At 52.4% G+C, this 14,661-nt stretch carries 12 protein-coding genes; 9 read left to right on the top strand and 3 right to left on the bottom strand.

The genetic code is table 11. The annotated features are described in order from the left end of the window. The first annotated feature begins 86 nt into the window (after nucleotides 1-86). The 3 genes from BD_RS13020 (at nucleotide 87) to BD_RS13010 (ending at nucleotide 3,541) form a co-directional block, all read left to right on the top strand. Nucleotides 87-1,232, top strand: a complete 1,146-nt coding sequence (locus BD_RS13020) for a CapA family protein (RefSeq protein ID WP_041583602.1) — start codon at nucleotides 87-89, stop codon at nucleotides 1,230-1,232. A 32-nt stretch (nucleotides 1,233-1,264) separates the two neighbouring features. Continuing rightward, nucleotides 1,265-1,759: a Cys-tRNA(Pro) deacylase gene (gene ybaK, locus BD_RS13015; protein WP_011165228.1), complete on the top strand. Its 495-nt coding sequence runs from the start codon at nucleotides 1,265-1,267 to the stop codon at nucleotides 1,757-1,759. Nucleotides 1,760-1,882: 123 nt separating this feature from the next. Further along, nucleotides 1,883-3,541 (top strand): ATP-binding protein, encoded by a 1,659-nt coding sequence (locus tag BD_RS13010; protein ID WP_041583601.1) that lies wholly within the window; start codon nucleotides 1,883-1,885, stop codon nucleotides 3,539-3,541. On the opposite strand, the gene BD_RS13005 is transcribed toward BD_RS13010, so the two are convergent. After that, complete coding sequence (locus tag BD_RS13005) at nucleotides 3,538-4,308, bottom strand: protein-glutamine glutaminase family protein (RefSeq protein WP_144313867.1); 771 nt, start codon at nucleotides 4,306-4,308, stop codon at nucleotides 3,538-3,540. The genes BD_RS13010 and BD_RS13005 overlap by 4 nt on opposite strands. Before the next feature lie 90 nt (nucleotides 4,309-4,398). On the opposite strand from BD_RS13005, the gene BD_RS13000 reads away from it, so the two are divergent. The 4 genes from BD_RS13000 to BD_RS12985 all read left to right on the top strand — a co-directional run bounded on the left by BD_RS13000 (nucleotide 4,399) and on the right by BD_RS12985 (nucleotide 9,637). Then, on the top strand, nucleotides 4,399-5,496 hold the full coding sequence (locus BD_RS13000; RefSeq protein WP_011165225.1) for a 2-methylaconitate cis-trans isomerase PrpF family protein: 1,098 nt from the start codon (nucleotides 4,399-4,401) through the stop codon (nucleotides 5,494-5,496). A 128-nt stretch (nucleotides 5,497-5,624) separates the two neighbouring features. After that, nucleotides 5,625-7,178 carry a hypothetical protein gene (locus BD_RS12995; RefSeq protein ID WP_231839178.1) on the top strand — a complete coding sequence of 518 codons (1,554 nt, stop codon included), beginning with the start codon at nucleotides 5,625-5,627 and terminating at the stop codon, nucleotides 7,176-7,178. Nucleotides 7,179-7,241: 63 nt separating this feature from the next. After that, a complete protein-coding gene (locus tag BD_RS12990) occupies nucleotides 7,242-8,960 on the top strand; it encodes an ATP-binding protein (RefSeq protein ID WP_011165223.1) in 1,719 nt (572 codons plus the stop codon). 35 nt (nucleotides 8,961-8,995) lie between these two features. Further along, on the top strand, nucleotides 8,996-9,637 hold the full coding sequence (locus BD_RS12985; protein ID WP_226987818.1) for a response regulator transcription factor: 642 nt from the start codon (nucleotides 8,996-8,998) through the stop codon (nucleotides 9,635-9,637). 22 nt (nucleotides 9,638-9,659) lie between these two features. Here BD_RS12985 and BD_RS12980 read toward each other — a convergent pair whose 3' ends face one another. After that, nucleotides 9,660-10,193: a YceI family protein gene (locus BD_RS12980; RefSeq protein WP_011165221.1), complete on the bottom strand. Its 534-nt coding sequence runs from the start codon at nucleotides 10,191-10,193 to the stop codon at nucleotides 9,660-9,662. Between the two features lie 122 nt (nucleotides 10,194-10,315). Continuing rightward, the gene (locus BD_RS12975) at nucleotides 10,316-10,795 is read right to left on the bottom strand and encodes a C40 family peptidase (RefSeq protein ID WP_144313866.1); all 480 of its coding nucleotides are present in this window, start codon (nucleotides 10,793-10,795) and stop codon (nucleotides 10,316-10,318) included. Nucleotides 10,796-10,955: 160 nt separating this feature from the next. Between BD_RS12975 and BD_RS12970 the strand changes: the two genes are divergently transcribed. Beyond that, nucleotides 10,956-12,653, top strand: a complete 1,698-nt coding sequence (locus BD_RS12970) for an NAD-dependent malic enzyme (RefSeq protein WP_011165219.1) — start codon at nucleotides 10,956-10,958, stop codon at nucleotides 12,651-12,653. Between the two features lie 170 nt (nucleotides 12,654-12,823). Next, nucleotides 12,824-14,623, top strand: a complete 1,800-nt coding sequence (locus BD_RS12965) for a sensor histidine kinase (protein ID WP_231839177.1) — start codon at nucleotides 12,824-12,826, stop codon at nucleotides 14,621-14,623. Nucleotides 14,624-14,661 lie beyond the last annotated feature (38 nt).

The following is a 14,661-nucleotide window of genomic DNA, read 5'->3' as shown; positions in this document are numbered from 1 at the left end:
TGTACTGCCCGTTGCCAGCGCTGTATTTCTTCAGCACCGGCAGCGCTCTTTTGCTTCATTAAAGAAATCGGTAAAAAGTGGTGTCTATGCAAAGACATCATCTGATTCTTTTATTGTTTTCATTATTTTTCATTCAAACCTCTCAGGCTTTGGCAGCCCCTCAGGTGCGCTTTCAAACCGAGTGTCAGGACGGTCAGGAGCGCATCGGTCTGTCCTTTGTTGGTGACATTCTTGTTCATGAGGCTTTGTACCGGGCGGTGGTGAACGGCACCCAGCACTTCAACCAGATCTGGCGGCGTACGGATCCACTGATGTCCAAAGCTCATTTCAGTGTCGGGAATCTGGAAGGGCCCGCCGCCTTGGGGGTCGACAAGCGTGGCAAGGATCACGGTGATGTCGGTTTCATCTATGACGAGGTGGTGTATTCAGGCTCGAACTTTTCCTTCAATTATCATCCGCGCATTTTGTCGGATCTTTATCGTTCGGGTTATGATCTTCTGACCGTGGCTAACAATCATTCGTTGGACCGCAGCTGGCTGGGAATTGATAAAACCATCCGCGCCGCGCGGAATGTGGGAATTCCCACAGTGGGCATTCGCATGTCATCAGAGCGCAGCGGGGCTTTTCATCATATTGCCTCCATCGGTGGTTTCCGCGTGGCTTTTTTGGGCTGCACGGAAATGAGCAACGGCCACAAAGACAGCAAAGACCAGGTGCTGTTTTGTTATAAGAATCCGGACAAGATGGTGGAGCTCATTAAAAACATCACGTCAGATTCCAGTGTTGATGCGCTGATTCTGCTGCCGCACTGGGGACAGGAATACAAACATTCCCCGGATTCCCGGCAGAAAGCTTTTGCCAGACGTTATTTGGAGGCCGGGGTGACGGCGATCCTGGGATCTCATCCTCATGTGCTGCAACCGTGGGAAAAATATGTCACCAAGGATGGCCGTGAAACTCTGGTGGCGTACTCTTTGGGGAATTTCGTGGCAGGACAGGCGGGGTTGGCGCGAAAAACCGGTCTGGTGGTGTACCTGGGGCTGGCCCGAACCGCCGGGCGGGTGAAAATCTTTGGGGCTTCCTACACGCCGACCTATCGGGAAGGCACCGAGATTTATCCGGTCACCAAGAACCAGGAGGTCTTTGATCACGTCGCAAGCATGTATGGCAAAGAGCGCCGGCTGGATGTCGCCGGGGACTTAATGAGTCATCTGTGCCTGAAAAATGAATGATTTGAGCGGACCTTCGGGGTTACACTAACCCCATGAGCGACAAAGATAAATTCCCCGTGACTCTGGCTATTCGTGAACTGCAAAAACATCAGGTGCAGTACACCGGACATCTTTTTCCTTATGAAGAAAAAGGTGGAACTGCTCATTCCTCAAAAGAGCTTGGCGTGCCCGAGCATCATGTTATCAAAACTCTGATCATGGAAAATGAAAAGAAGGAACCCCTGGTCGTTCTGATGCACGGGGATCTGCAGGTCTCTACCAAACAACTGGCGCGCGAGCTGGGCGTAAAGACGATTTCACCCTGCAAACCTGAAGTGGCGGACCGTCATTCGGGTTATCAGGTGGGAGGCACTTCGCCCTTCGGAACCAAGCGCGAGATGCCTGTGTATATGGAAAAAACCATTTTGGATCTGGATATTATTTACATCAACGGTGGCAAGCGAGGATTTCTGGTTTCCTTGAAACCGCAGGATGTCCAAAGGATTCTGCGGCCCACGATTGTCCAGGTGGGTGTTAAAGCTTCTTGATTACAACGGGCTTTTGATAGCTAGTTTTTTGTTTGTTTACATCTTCAAGATTCTCAAGATTGTCTTTGATGGACAATTTTTTGAACCCACATAGTCTGAAACCTGCACTTGTTCGGAGGTTTCATGTCGTATGATGGTGGAGTCAGAAAGCTGGTGGAGGTCATTCAGAACCTGTCTGCAGCCCGGTCTTTAGATGAAATCACAAAGTTGGTGCGCACAGCAGCTCGGGAGATTGCCGATGCCGACGGTGCCACCTTTGTTTTAAAGGACGGGGATTTCTGCTTTTATGCCGACGAAGATGCCATCAGTCCTTTATGGAAGGGACAGCGTTTCCCGCTGGAGTCCTGCGTTTCCGGCTGGGCCGTGCTGCACAAAGAAACGGTCATTATCGAAGACATTTATCGTGATCCGCGGGTGCCTTTGGACGCCTATCGTCCGACCTTTGTGAAAAGCCTGATGATGACGCCGATTCGTCGCGAAGACCCCATCGGAGCCATTGGCACTTACTGGAAGGATCAAAGGCTTCCCACCGATGAACAGCGTGAGCTGTTGCGGGCGCTTGCAGACTCTGTGTCAGTCAGTATCGAGAACCTGAACAACTACAACGATCTGCAAAAACGCATCGAAGAACTGAAAGAAGCCAATCGTTCCAAAGATGAATTCCTGATGACAGTGTCCCACGAACTGCGCACGCCTTTGAATTCGATTATGGGTTGGGCCGAAATTCTGCTGGAGGCAAGTCCGGGGGACAAGGACGCCCGCCTGGGACTTGAGACCATCGAACGAAATGCGCGTAATCAGACCCGCATTATCGAGGATCTGTTGGATTCTTCACGCATTCTGCTGGGGCGTTTTCACATGGAAAAGAAACCGGTGGATCTGGTCGACGTGGTCACTCAGGCCGTGGATGCGGTTCGACTGATGGCGGATAAAAAAGAAATACACATTGAGATCGCCAAAGGTGTGACCACGGCGATGATCCAAGGGGACTTTGAACGTTTGAAACAAATCGTCAATAACCTGCTGATCAATGCCATTAAGTTTTCACACGCCCAAAGCCGCATTGAAGTGGCGGTTCTGCGCCAGGGCCCCAGTTTTACTGTGTCGGTGAAAGACGAAGGTGTGGGGATGGATGCTGAGTTCATTCCTCGGGCGTTTGAAAGATTTCGTCAGGCTGATGGATCCACCACACGAAAGTTTGGCGGGCTGGGACTGGGGCTTTCCATTTCCCGGCATCTGGTTGAGGCGCACCAGGGGACGATTGTCGCCCACAGCGCGGGCCTAGGAAAAGGCTCTGAGTTTTCCTTTTCGATTCCGGCACTAAGCAAACAAGGCGAGATTGTCAAAGAGCCTGTGCCGGCGCCGCCACAGCGTAACATGAAGCCTTTGCTGGGAGCTCACATCCTTGTGGTCGATGATGATAAAGACTCACTCCAGGTCATGGAGACTGTTTTAAGAATCAATGGTGCCGATGTTGTGGCGGCGGACTCGGTGGAAGAGGCCCTGCGCTTTGAGGGCGCGTTCGATCTTATTGTCTGTGATCTTAGTATGCCCGGGGAAGATGGCTTTTCATTCGTGCACAGAATACGCGCCGGGGAAACGCATTTTTCCCGGCAGGTGCCGATGATGGCCCTGACGGCGTTTGTGGACAAGGGCAGCCAAGCCAAGGCCCTGGGGGAGGGGTTTGATTCCTTTATGGGAAAACCCTTTGCCGTGCCCCAGTTGATTCGCAGTCTGGTGGAACTGAGCAGTCATCCGCAAAGTGATCGGTCACTGCATTAGTAACCTTCGTCGATCATCATCATGCGCTCTTCGTTGCGCATGAGTTCAAACCACAGGTTGTCCTCGCCATCGACGTCCTTGCTGCGCACTTTGTATTCTTTCAAAGTGCCCTGAACGGATTTGTTGAAATCATTGTCTTTGAAGTTCACACGAATGGTGCCGGCGTCGTTGTAAGTCGCCGCCGGAGTGAATTTCAGGTTCACCTTCATTTTGGGATTATGCCGGGTCATGGTGGCCTGCCATTCGGAAACCGGCACGGCTTTTTTTTCCAAAGACGGGTCCATCACGTAGGGCACCAGTTCCGAGCCTTTTTTAACCAGCACCACCGGGGCCACATGGTACTTCCAGTCAACCGTCATGCCGTTCTTGGTGGGGTTCGGGCGGCGCAGGCGGGGGGATTCATCTTCGTTCACCGACGCAAAGACCTTCAGTGGTGTGATACCTTTTAGCAGCATCAGGCGCGACATTTCATGGGCGCGCTCTTCACATCCGGCGATGGAAAACTCGAAAGGAATGTCGCCCTGGGATTTAAGTTCGCTGAACAATTTTTGTGCATCGGCTTCACTCATCACAGTGGCCTTGTCACCCTGTAGGGTCGCCGTGGTCACCTTGGCTTGAGTGGGTTTTTCGGTTTTGCACGGCACACTTTCGCGGTTGTTCAGATAGCGCAAAGTGGTGTCCAGGTTAGCCGCAAAGGACGACAGATCATCAGCGGCAAAGCCCGCCTGACAGAACAGCAAAAGAAGTGGCAAAATGATCTTACCCATGGGAGTCTTTTCGGCAGGACTCCCTGCTGGCATAAGTCAGATCACTGGATGATGGTCGGGGTTCTTAAGGTATTTCCAAGGAGCGTATGAATGGCACAGCGATCTTTCCCGGCAGTTTACATGCGAGGCGGCACCAGTCGTGTGGTCGTGTTCAAAAAAGACGACCTGCCTTCGGATCCCGCGCTCTGGAATGAGATTTTCCTTTCCTGCATGGGAAGCCCGGACAGTCACGGTCGCCAACTTGATGGCATGGGCGGCGGAATTTCTTCGCTGTCCAAAGTCTGTGTGCTTTCGCCTTCGGAACGTGAAGAGGCCGATGTGGACTACACCTTTGCCCAAGTGTCGGTGACCGAGGCCAAGGTGGATTACAAAGGCAATTGTGGCAATGTCAGTTCGGCGGTGGGTCCCTTTGCGGTGATGGCCGGCTGGGTGAAACCATCGGGCAGCGAGGCGTGTGTGCGGATCTTTAATACCAACACCTCCAAAGTCATTCATTCCTATTTCCCCGTGAAAGACGGCGAGGTGGTTTTTGAAGGTGACTTTGCCATTCCCGGAGTCAGCGGGACGGCGGCCCCGGTGCGCCTGGAGTTCCAGCATCCCGGAGGTGCCGTGACCGGGAAGCTGCTGCCCACGGGGAGTGTGCGCGACACTTTGAAAATTTCCGAATCAGAATCCATCGAAGTCTCTTTGCTGGATGCTGCAAATCCGTGTGTCTTTGTGCGGGCTCAAGATGTGGGACTGACAGGGGCAGAAACGCCAGCGCAATTGGAGGCCTCGGTGGATCTGCTGGAAAAACTGGATCTGATCCGCCGACGGGGTTCGGTTGAAATGGGCATTGCGCCGGATCTGGAAGCAGCGAAAAATTCAATCGCCATTCCCTATCTCGCCCTGGTCAGTGCGCCGGTCTCAGACCAGATGAATTTCTCGATGCGGGTGATTGCCAGCGGACAGCCACACAAGGCTTTGCCTTTGACGGTGTCACTGTGTGCCGCGGTGGCTGCGAAGATTCCCGGAACCGTGGTCAGTCAGCTGGCCAATGGTATTTCAAATGAAGTGCAGATTGGAATGCCCTCGGGGGTTCTGACCTTGAATGCTGACGTGACTCAGGAAAATAACCAGTGGACCGCAGTCAGCGGCAGCTTCTTCAGGACGGCAAGGCTTCTGTTTGCCGGGCGGATCTTCGGCTGAAAACGGGCCTGCTGTAAAAACCTTGAACAGTTGCGTGTCTTCTGGACGAGTTCAGATGGTTGTTGAGGTGGCATAGCGGTTGCTTTAAGGGCTTCGGGCGATTTTGCCCGTTGGCTTTTGAGGTTCCCGTGAGCAAGACACGTTTTTTATCCCTGTTGATTTCGCTGATGCTGGTGGTGCCCGCAGCGCAGGCCGCACTGACCTGTGAGTCTGTGTTTGCGCCGAGTGTCTGGAAGGAAAGTGGCGGCAAGCCCTTCCCACAGGACCCAGCGACCTTAAAACGTGTCGCCAAAGAACAGAAGGAAAGTCTGAAGGTGTCAGAATTCCTGATGCAGGAAATGACCCGTCAGTCGACGGCACTAAAAAAGGAATTCAAAGGCAAAACCATTGAACTGGATGTTTTGTGCCTGGGCGCCGGCCCACAGTGTGCTGCGGCTTCTTTGGTGCTGGGAAAAACCAACTTGAAGTCCCTGGTGGTTGAAAAAACAGATCTGGTGGCAAAGACCTTTGCCGAAAAAGATTTTTACATCAACAGTATCGAAGCTCATCGGCTGTCCATGCATGACTTCCCGGGAGGAGTGGGCAGTCTGTCGCATCTGACCTCGCAGACTTATGCGCATTCGACCCAGCTGGCGACCCACATTCAAAGCCAGCAGTATGTCTCAAAAGTTCCCGTGATGCTTGAAACCACCGTGGTTGCCGCAAACAAGGTCTTGGTTGATGGCAAGGTGATGATAGAAGTGGTGACCGATCAGGGTGTCACTCTGCGCGCCAAAAACGTAATCCTGGGAACAGGCCTTGGCGAAGTTGGCACCAAGGTTAAAGACACTTCCTATCAGACGGCCTTCGCTGAATATCAAAAGCTACACCAGGCAGAGCCAGCAGTCCTGCGCCCGATCATGAGCACCGATGCTTTCCTGGTTTCCTTGCGCGAAAGCCGTCTGCAGAAGCAGGGGGTGCACATGCCGCGCGATCTGATCATTATTGGAAATGGAGATGGGTCCCGCATCGCTATTGAAGGACTTTTGAATCCTCATGTTAAAACTCAAGAAGATTTCAAGATTCATTGGATCGGCAATACTTTCCGTACAGCGGAAGAATACATCCAAAGTCAGAACGGCTGGGATCGTTATGTGGATATGATCGTGCCCCAGTACCAGAAGAACCGCGTTTCAGGTTTGCCTGGTCACGTTGAAAAGGTGGAGCTTCTTAAAAATGGCCGCTATCTGGTGACAGTGCGGGATGCAAAAAACAATATCGTGAGCCAGGCTGAAGGCGACATGATCATTGATTCCACGGGGTATACAAATTTGAATGGCCAGCTGCTGTCCAATGTGGTGAAGAGTCCCGAACTGGTGGACGTCCTGGGCCCGTTGAAAGAACTGAGTCTGTCCGAGACTGTATTGGCTCGCCAGTATGCTGATGCGGGCGGCGAGAAACTGCCGATCTATGCCGTGGGCTCGGCAGCGGGGATGTTGGCCAAGGACACGGAGCTGGCAGGTTCACCGAATAAAAATCCGGTGGCGATTTTCAATACAGTGGCCCGAACGTCCCAATTCATCTCGCAGCTGATCGGGACCAAACCTCTGGAAAGCCAGCGGGGCGTTCGCACGGAGCGGCCTGACACCAGATCCTCTCAAGAAATAATCAAGGATCTTAAAGTCCGTCGCGGGGCTCATTAGGCCCCCAGCGTCAGCTGTCAATGAAATTGCCCCCACAGGGCCCCGTGGTTAGAATTTTTAAACATGGTGTTTCTTCTGGTTTTTCTTTCATTGATGCTGTCGTTCTCGGTTTGTACGGTCTTAAGCTGTTTTCTTTGGCCCTATCGCCGTCAGCTGTTGCATCGCCTGATCCTGAGTATTCAGGTGACCTATGCAGTGTGGGCTTTTTCCGTCATCACTGTTCTGGTGATTGATGATATGTCTGTTAAAATTTTCCTGACTCACATGCGGCAGCTGATTTTGCCACCGCTGTGTGCGACCTGGGCTCTGGTGGGGACGGCCATTTTCCTTCCCAAGCTTTGGGGAAAAGTGCGCCGTTGGTATGGGGTGCTTTATCTGTTCCCGGCGGTGGTGATTGTCGCCAATGCCCTTTCGATGATGGGCTTTCCTTTTGCGAAAGAATGGATCTTCTTTAACTTCCGCTTGGTGGATGGTTTTCAGGGGCTTCCTATCTTTGAACGAAGTCCGCTGCAAAAAGCCAATCTGATGTATTCGTTCTTTTGGATTTTTGCCTTGTACGGAGTTTATTTCTGGGTGATGGCCACCCAGAAAGGCCCGCGACGCTGGCACGCATTTGTGATGTTCCTGGCAAGTCTAGTTCCGGTGGGAGCCGAAATCCTTGGGCAGACAGTGTTCAAACTGCAGCCGCAGTTCATGCAGTTGACGGTGGCAGGGATCTGGCCTTCCATGCTGGCTTTGAACTATGCGGTGGCGCGCGGGGATGTTCTTGAAATCAGCACTCTGGCGCAAAGAAGTGTGTTTGATCATTTGCCCAATCCGGTGATTGTTCTAAACACCCATGGTGAATTTTGGGACTGCAACCAGGCGGCTAAAAAGATCCTTGAGTTGAGCGAAGATGACATTGGCCAGCGTGCCAGTCAGATTCCGGTGATTCAGGAGATTATTGACTGTGCAGAGTCCTTTGCCTATGCCGGTCGCACTTTCCGCATTGCTGAGCACAAGGTGCAATTAAAGAAAAAGGGCCCTGAAACCGCCAAAATCTATGTGTTGATGGATGTGACGGATCTGGAGGAAAGCAATCGCACTCTGCGGGAGCTGAATGCGCAGATTCTTCAAATGACCCGTTTCAGCCGCAAGGTGCAGACGGTTCTTTCCCATGACCTGACCGGTTCGCTTTCCGGAGTGCAGATGCTGCTGACCGGGGTCATTGGACAAATGCGAAAAAGTGAAGATCAATCCTCTGTCGAGTCTTTGCAGAGGATTCATGACGCCAACAAATCTTCGATGGGACTTTTGCGGGATGTGCTGGCCTGGAGTCACGAGGATGAAAGTCAGCGTGGCATCGACTTCAAAGGCCGGGTGAAGGCCGCCATCGAGCAGTTGTCGCCGCAGCTTCTGCAGAAGAATATCCAGCTGCACACGGCACTTCCTGCGCACGAAATTCTTCTGTCCGGTTCTGGCAAAGTGCTGGAAGCGGTTGTTCGCAATATTCTTTCAAATGCCATTCGCTTCAGCCCTCGTGAAGGAGTGGTGCATGTCACCGGCCGGATGCTCGAGCGCCACGTAGAGCTGAGTATTCAGGATTATGGCCTTGGCATGTCCCAGGAACTGATCGACGAATTGTTTAGTTCCAAAGCTCCATCGATGGCAGCAGGTGGTGGTTTTGGAATCGGTCTTCACTTCACGAAGGACTTTATCACCCAAATGGGGGGTGTGCTCAGCATAGAATCCGCAGAGGGAGAAGGGACTCTGGTCCGTGTACAATTGCCGTTATTTGGTTGACCTGTTACTCTGAGCAGAGAATAGTTGGTAAAGACATGAGCACACTAGAGAACACTCTTCAAAATCCCGTATCGTTTTTTATTGTTGATGACCATCCGGTGACCCGTCAGGGGATGCGTGTGGCGTTGACGTCGTTGTCTGCAAAGATCCAGTGTCTGGGAGAAGCCTCCACCGTAGGCTCAGCCATGCAGAATCTGAAAAGCCTGGATGTGAACTATGTGGTGCTGGATCATCTGCTGCCCGGGCAATCCGGACTGGAGCTTTTGACGATGGCCGCTTCGGCTCGTCCGGATCTGAAGTTCATGCTGGTCACTCAGTGCGAGGACGCTGAAACTCTGGCGCAATATCAACGCCTGGGTGTGAAGGTGATGCTGTCCAAAGTTTCTGCCATGGATGTTCTGGAAGACGCGGTGAAGTCTCTGCTTGAAGACAAAGACTATGTTTGCCCGGCACTTGAAAAAGTAATGGGGGAGCCCCGCCTGACGAATGTGCTGACTCCGCGCGAGCTGGAAGTGGTGCGCATGATCGCACAAGGAAAAACCAACAAAGAAGTGGCGGCGTGCCTGGAGTGTTCTGAACACACCATCAAAACTCACAAAACCAATGTGATGCGAAAATTGAATCTTTCAAACGCCGTTGAAATCAGCGTCTGGGCCCTGAAGCGCAATCTGGCTTAAAGGCCCCAGATTCTTTAATCAACTAAACCTGTTTCGCGAACTGCACATCCAACGAGATGCTGACATCGTCACCGACCAGCACACCGCCGGCTTCCAAAGCCGCATTCCAGCTCAGGCCGAAATCCTTGCGTTTGATTTTGGTCGTCGCAGAAATTCCGATTTTGATATTTCCATAGGGGTCTTTCATTTCAGCCGTCGGGCCTTCCACGGCCAGAACCACTTCTTTGGTGATGCCATGAATGGTCAAGTCTCCGGTGACTTTCAGGTCATCGCCATCTTTTTCCACTTTCGTGGATCTGAAATTCAGGGTCGGATATTTTTCAACATCAAAGAAGTCAGCACTTTTTAAGTGCGTGTCGCGCTGGGCTTCACGGGTGTTGATACTGGCGGCATCAATCACAGCCTCAATCGAAGACTTGGTGATGTCCGATGAATCCAGGTTCAGGCTGCCAGAGAGTTTTTCAAAGCCGCCGTGAACTTTCGCAATCATCATGTGTTTGATGGTGAAGTTGGCGCTGGAGTGCATGGGGTCGATGTTCCATTTGCTTGCAGTCATAAAATCCTCCTTCAAGGGGATGAGTGTTCGTGATGGACTCATCCTGCCATGGCTGGGATTGTTGCGTAAGGAGACATATTTGCAACTGATTGTTGCAATAATGGAACTGTCCTGTTTTGAAGCTATTGCGGGTAAATCTGCCGCCCGTGCTCCAGGCCGAACTCCAGAATCTGATCCGGGGAAATGCCCGGGTCATTGCGATGGATCCAGTCCGGATAGTATTTTACATAGTGGGTCCCGGCGAAACTCATTGGCAGGGGCTTCATGTTCAGGGCAATTCCCACCAGCTTTGAACAATAGGTCTTTTGATTGTCCCAGACAAACTGATAATCAAAAGGCAGTCCCAGTTGCCCCAGCAGGGCCTGTTCATTGACCAGCTCATCGGGTATTTCAACGCGGATGTGACCGGCGGGCAGGTGATGGGCCGGGACGCGGCGGCCGCCGGCGCGGGTGTCGGCTTCGTACACATAGGATTTATATTCCAGCGTTACGTGGAACAGAGGCTGTGGCACGCGGGGATTGCTGTAAAAATGCAACACTGCCGCAAAACTTTGAACTGAAAACAACAGGCTTAATAGCGACAACAGAAGGCTTTTTATCATGGACCCATGCATAGTCCTCTGGCTGCGGTTTGGCAAGGGCCGCCGGCGCCTTTTTACGAATTTCACTGGGTAAATTATGCACGGGCCACCGCTTGCTTATGGCGCGGGCTAGGAGTAGGTTCATGCTCATAACGACCCTTCCTTTACTTGAGGATTATTCGTGGAAACCGACAATAAATACGCGCGCCCTGTTTATATTCCGTACTCTGGAACTGTTTTGTTGGAGATGTCTTTGCTGAACAAAGGCAGTGCCTTTTCCGAAGAGGAACGCACGCATTTAAATCTGCACGGTCTGGTGCCTCAGACCATTGAAACCATCGAAGAGCAGGCCGAGCGTGTGTATTCCCAGTATCGTCTGCTGAAAGCCGACATCGACAAACACGTTTATCTGCGCAACCTGCAGGACACCAATGAGACCTTGTTCTATCACCTGGTGGTGAATCACCTGACTGAGATGATGCCGATCATCTACACGCCGGTGGTGGGTGAAGCCTGCGAACATTTCTCAGAAATCTATCGCGCTTCGCGTGGTCTGTTCATCTCTTATCCGAACAAGGACCGTATCGACGAAATGCTGCGCAACGTGACCAAACAAAAAGTCAAAGTCATCGTTGTGACCGATGGTGAGCGCATCCTGGGTCTGGGTGATCAGGGAATCGGTGGTATGGGTATTCCTATCGGAAAGCTTTCGTTGTACACCGCGTGCGGTGGTATCAGTCCGGCGTACACGCTGCCGGTGGTGCTGGATGTGGGCACGAACAATCAGGCTTTGCTCAATGATCCGCTTTATATGGGCTGGCGTCAGCCGCGCATCACGGGAAAAGAGTACGAGGACTTTGTCGATGCTTTCGTGCAGGCAGTGAAACGCCGCTGGCCGGATGTGCTGTTGCAGTTTGAGGACTTCGCCCAGAAAAACGCTTCGCCGATTCTGAAGCGCTATCGTGATGAAATTTGCAGCTTTAACGACGACATTCAAGGCACCGCTGCCGTGACGGTGGGGTGTCTGATTGCTGCCAGCCGCGCCAACGGGGGCCGTCTGCGCGATCAGCGCGTGGTCTTCCTGGGGGCGGGTTCTGCGGGTTGTGGAATCGCCGAACAGATCATCGCCGAAATGAAGCATGAAGGACTCAGTGATGAACAGGCCCGTCAGCGGGTGTTCATGGTGGATCGGTTCGGTCTTTTGACCGACAAGATGCCTAATCTGCTCGAGTTCCAAAGCCCTTTGGTGCAAAAGACTGAAACCCTGGCCGGGTGGGAAGTTACGAACGACGAAATCTCTTTGCTGGACACAGTTCGTAATGCCAAACCGACAATTCTGATCGGTGTTTCGGCACAGCCGGGTCTGTTCACCGAAGAAGTCATCCGCACCATGCAAAGCCACTGCGAGCATCCGATTGTGATGCCGCTGTCTAACCCGACTTCGCGTGTGGAGGCCACGCCGGCGGATATTCTGCGCTGGACGGACGGCAAAGCTTTGGTGGCCACGGGCAGTCCGTTCATGCCGGTGCATATGAATGACCAGATTTACCCGATTGCCCAATGTAATAACTCGTACATCTTCCCGGGGATCGGTCTGGGGGTTTTGGCCTGCGGGGCTCGTCGTGTGACGGACTCGATGTTGATGGCGGCCAGCAGTGCTTTGGCGGATTGTTCTCCGCTGGCTCAAAATGGCAAAGGGGCTTTGCTGCCAGAGCTTTCTCAGATCGAAAAGGTTTCTCGCACCATCGCTTTTGCCGTGGCGAAGGCGGCTCAGGCCGACGAGGTGGCGGTGAAAGTTTCTGATGAAGAGCTTTTGTCGTTGATCGATAAGAACTACTGGTATCCGAAGTATCGCAGCTACAAGCACGCGTCGTCTTAGTGTGGCTGGATTGTAATAGTCTTAACTGAGGCTTAGCTTGAACTTGCAATCCTTGGCTGCTATTTCGTCATTACAGCTAAACTAGCGTCAATTGACATAATTTGGAGCCAGCCATTCGTTTCTTTTGTACGTTTCTTATTCTAATTGCCTTCCAGGCCCAGGCGGCCGTGATGGATATCACCAGCCAGGTTGAAATGGGCGAGGCCGCCGCCAGCGTCGAGACTGCGGCCTCGGTGGTTTTTAATCGAGCCGGCGCCAAAGAGCTGGCGCGAGGTTACACGGAACTGGATCAGTGGTTTAAGATTTCTTTGCACAATGATCAGGACTCTGTTCAATCCAAAGTGCTCTATTTCGATGCCCCTCTGATGGGGCGTTTGTATCTGCAAAAGCAGGGCGAGCCTGGCCAGCGGTCCTCTGGCCCCGGGTTGCCGATGGCAGAACGGGCCGTTCAAAGCCGCTTCGGCGCTTTCCCCATCGAGCTGGCTCCCCAGGAATCCGCGACCTATTTTATCAAACGAGATTCGCACCACGCATTGAACACCCGGGTCTTTTTGGCGGACCCGTCAGATCTGGAACATCAGGACGATCTTTCCCGCACAATTTTTTACTTCTATCTGGGCGGAATCTTTTCGCTGGTGGTCTACAATCTTTTGCTGGGGCTGTTCACCACGCAAAAAGATCATCTGAGCTATTCATTCTTCGCGGCCAGTTTCGGGGTGACGGCCCTGGTTCTGCACGGGGTCTTTGACAGCTATCTGCTTCCGAACAGCAAGTTTGTTTTTTCCAACTATCTGATGTTCTTTTCTTCGGTCAGTCTTTTTTCGGCCAGTCTTTTTGTTGAAAGATTCCTCAGCATCAAGAAAGAGTTCACGGTCGGTTATTGGGGGCTTCGCCTGTTTGCCGCCTTGTCGGTGGTGACCATGGTGGGAAGTCTGTTTGCGCCGACATACCGGGAGCTCTTTTTCCTGGGATATCTGATCGACATTTCGATCGGTGCGGGAATTCTGTTTTTTATCTTCTGCGGCTTCTATTCTTTGATCCGCTATGGTCACAGGCTGGCGTCTTATTTCCTGCTGAGCTGGCTGGTGGTGTTGATCGGAACCTTTATCTGGTTTGCCTCGATTCACGGTTTCATCACCGGCAACATCTACACCCAGTATTCGCTGTTGCTGGCAAATCTCGGCGAGATGATTGTGCTGTCTTTGGGCCTGGCTTACAAAATTCGCGTGCTGGATGAAGAAAAGCGTCAGGCCCAGCAGGCGGCCGAGGACAAAGAGCGCTATCACCGGCTGGTGCGAGTGCTGTCCCATGACGTGGCGAACACGGTTTCAGGTCTTTTGTATCACTCAGAAATGCTCAAGGATCATGTCAGTGCCCAGGCCGCGGATGCGCATCTGGACCGCATCAACAGTTCCACCAACAAACTCAATCAAATTCTGAAATCTGTCCGGCAGGAAGAAGTCTATCACGTGTTCAAGCAGAACGCCGAAATGCAACGGGTCGAGCTGGCCTCGGCATGTTGGGAGGCCGTGAACCACTATTCCTGGCAGATTGAAGAAAAAGAACTGCTGATCGAAGTTGCAATTGCTAACGATCTTTGTGTGCGCGCCGACCGTTCGGCGCTGATCAATCAGGTGCTTTCCAATGTTCTTTCCAACAGCATCAAGTTCTGTGAACCGGGGCGGGAAATACGCCTGTTGGCACAGAAGCAGGATGACTGCGTGGTGCTTGAAATCCGCGATCAGGGTACGGGGATACATCCGAATGAAGTCGGTTTGTTGTTTAAAAGAAATAAACTGTTTTCGCACAAAGGCACCAGCAATGAAGAGGGAACTGGTTTTGGCACTTCGCTGATTGCGGAATACATGCAGTTGTTCGGTGGTCAGGTGGAAGTGTCCTCTGTGCACCATTCGGTCAGTCCTGCTTCTGGCACGACGGTGAAGTTGGTCTTTCCCGCTGTCCCGGACTGAGACAGTCCCCGGTGACAAATCCGGCCGGGATTCACGGG

The sequence above is a fragment of the Bdellovibrio bacteriovorus HD100 genome (assembly GCF_000196175.1).
Taxonomy (GTDB): domain Bacteria; phylum Bdellovibrionota; class Bdellovibrionia; order Bdellovibrionales; family Bdellovibrionaceae; genus Bdellovibrio; species Bdellovibrio bacteriovorus.
The sequence above is the reverse complement of the archived record's forward strand: the minus strand, read 5'-3'. Positions and strand labels throughout refer to the sequence as shown.

Excerpts from the sequence above, each read along its gene's own strand:
- BD_RS12990 (WP_011165223.1), top strand. The coding sequence starts at position 7,242 with ATGGTGTTTCTTCTGGTTTTTCTTTCATTGATGCTGTCGTTCTCGGTT.
- BD_RS13010 (WP_041583601.1), top strand. The coding sequence starts at position 1,883 with ATGTCGTATGATGGTGGAGTCAGAAAGCTGGTGGAGGTCATTCAGAAC.
- BD_RS12965 (WP_231839177.1), top strand. The coding sequence starts at position 12,824 with ATGGATATCACCAGCCAGGTTGAAATGGGCGAGGCCGCCGCCAGCGTC.
- BD_RS13005 (WP_144313867.1), bottom strand. The coding sequence starts at position 4,308 with ATGGGTAAGATCATTTTGCCACTTCTTTTGCTGTTCTGTCAGGCGGGC.
- BD_RS12975 (WP_144313866.1), bottom strand. The coding sequence starts at position 10,795 with ATGATAAAAAGCCTTCTGTTGTCGCTATTAAGCCTGTTGTTTTCAGTT.
- BD_RS13000 (WP_011165225.1), top strand. The coding sequence starts at position 4,399 with ATGGCACAGCGATCTTTCCCGGCAGTTTACATGCGAGGCGGCACCAGT.
- BD_RS12985 (WP_226987818.1), top strand. The coding sequence starts at position 8,996 with ATGAGCACACTAGAGAACACTCTTCAAAATCCCGTATCGTTTTTTATT.
- BD_RS12980 (WP_011165221.1), bottom strand. The coding sequence starts at position 10,193 with ATGACTGCAAGCAAATGGAACATCGACCCCATGCACTCCAGCGCCAAC.
- BD_RS13020 (WP_041583602.1), top strand. The coding sequence starts at position 87 with ATGCAAAGACATCATCTGATTCTTTTATTGTTTTCATTATTTTTCATT.
- ybaK (WP_011165228.1), top strand. The coding sequence starts at position 1,265 with ATGAGCGACAAAGATAAATTCCCCGTGACTCTGGCTATTCGTGAACTG.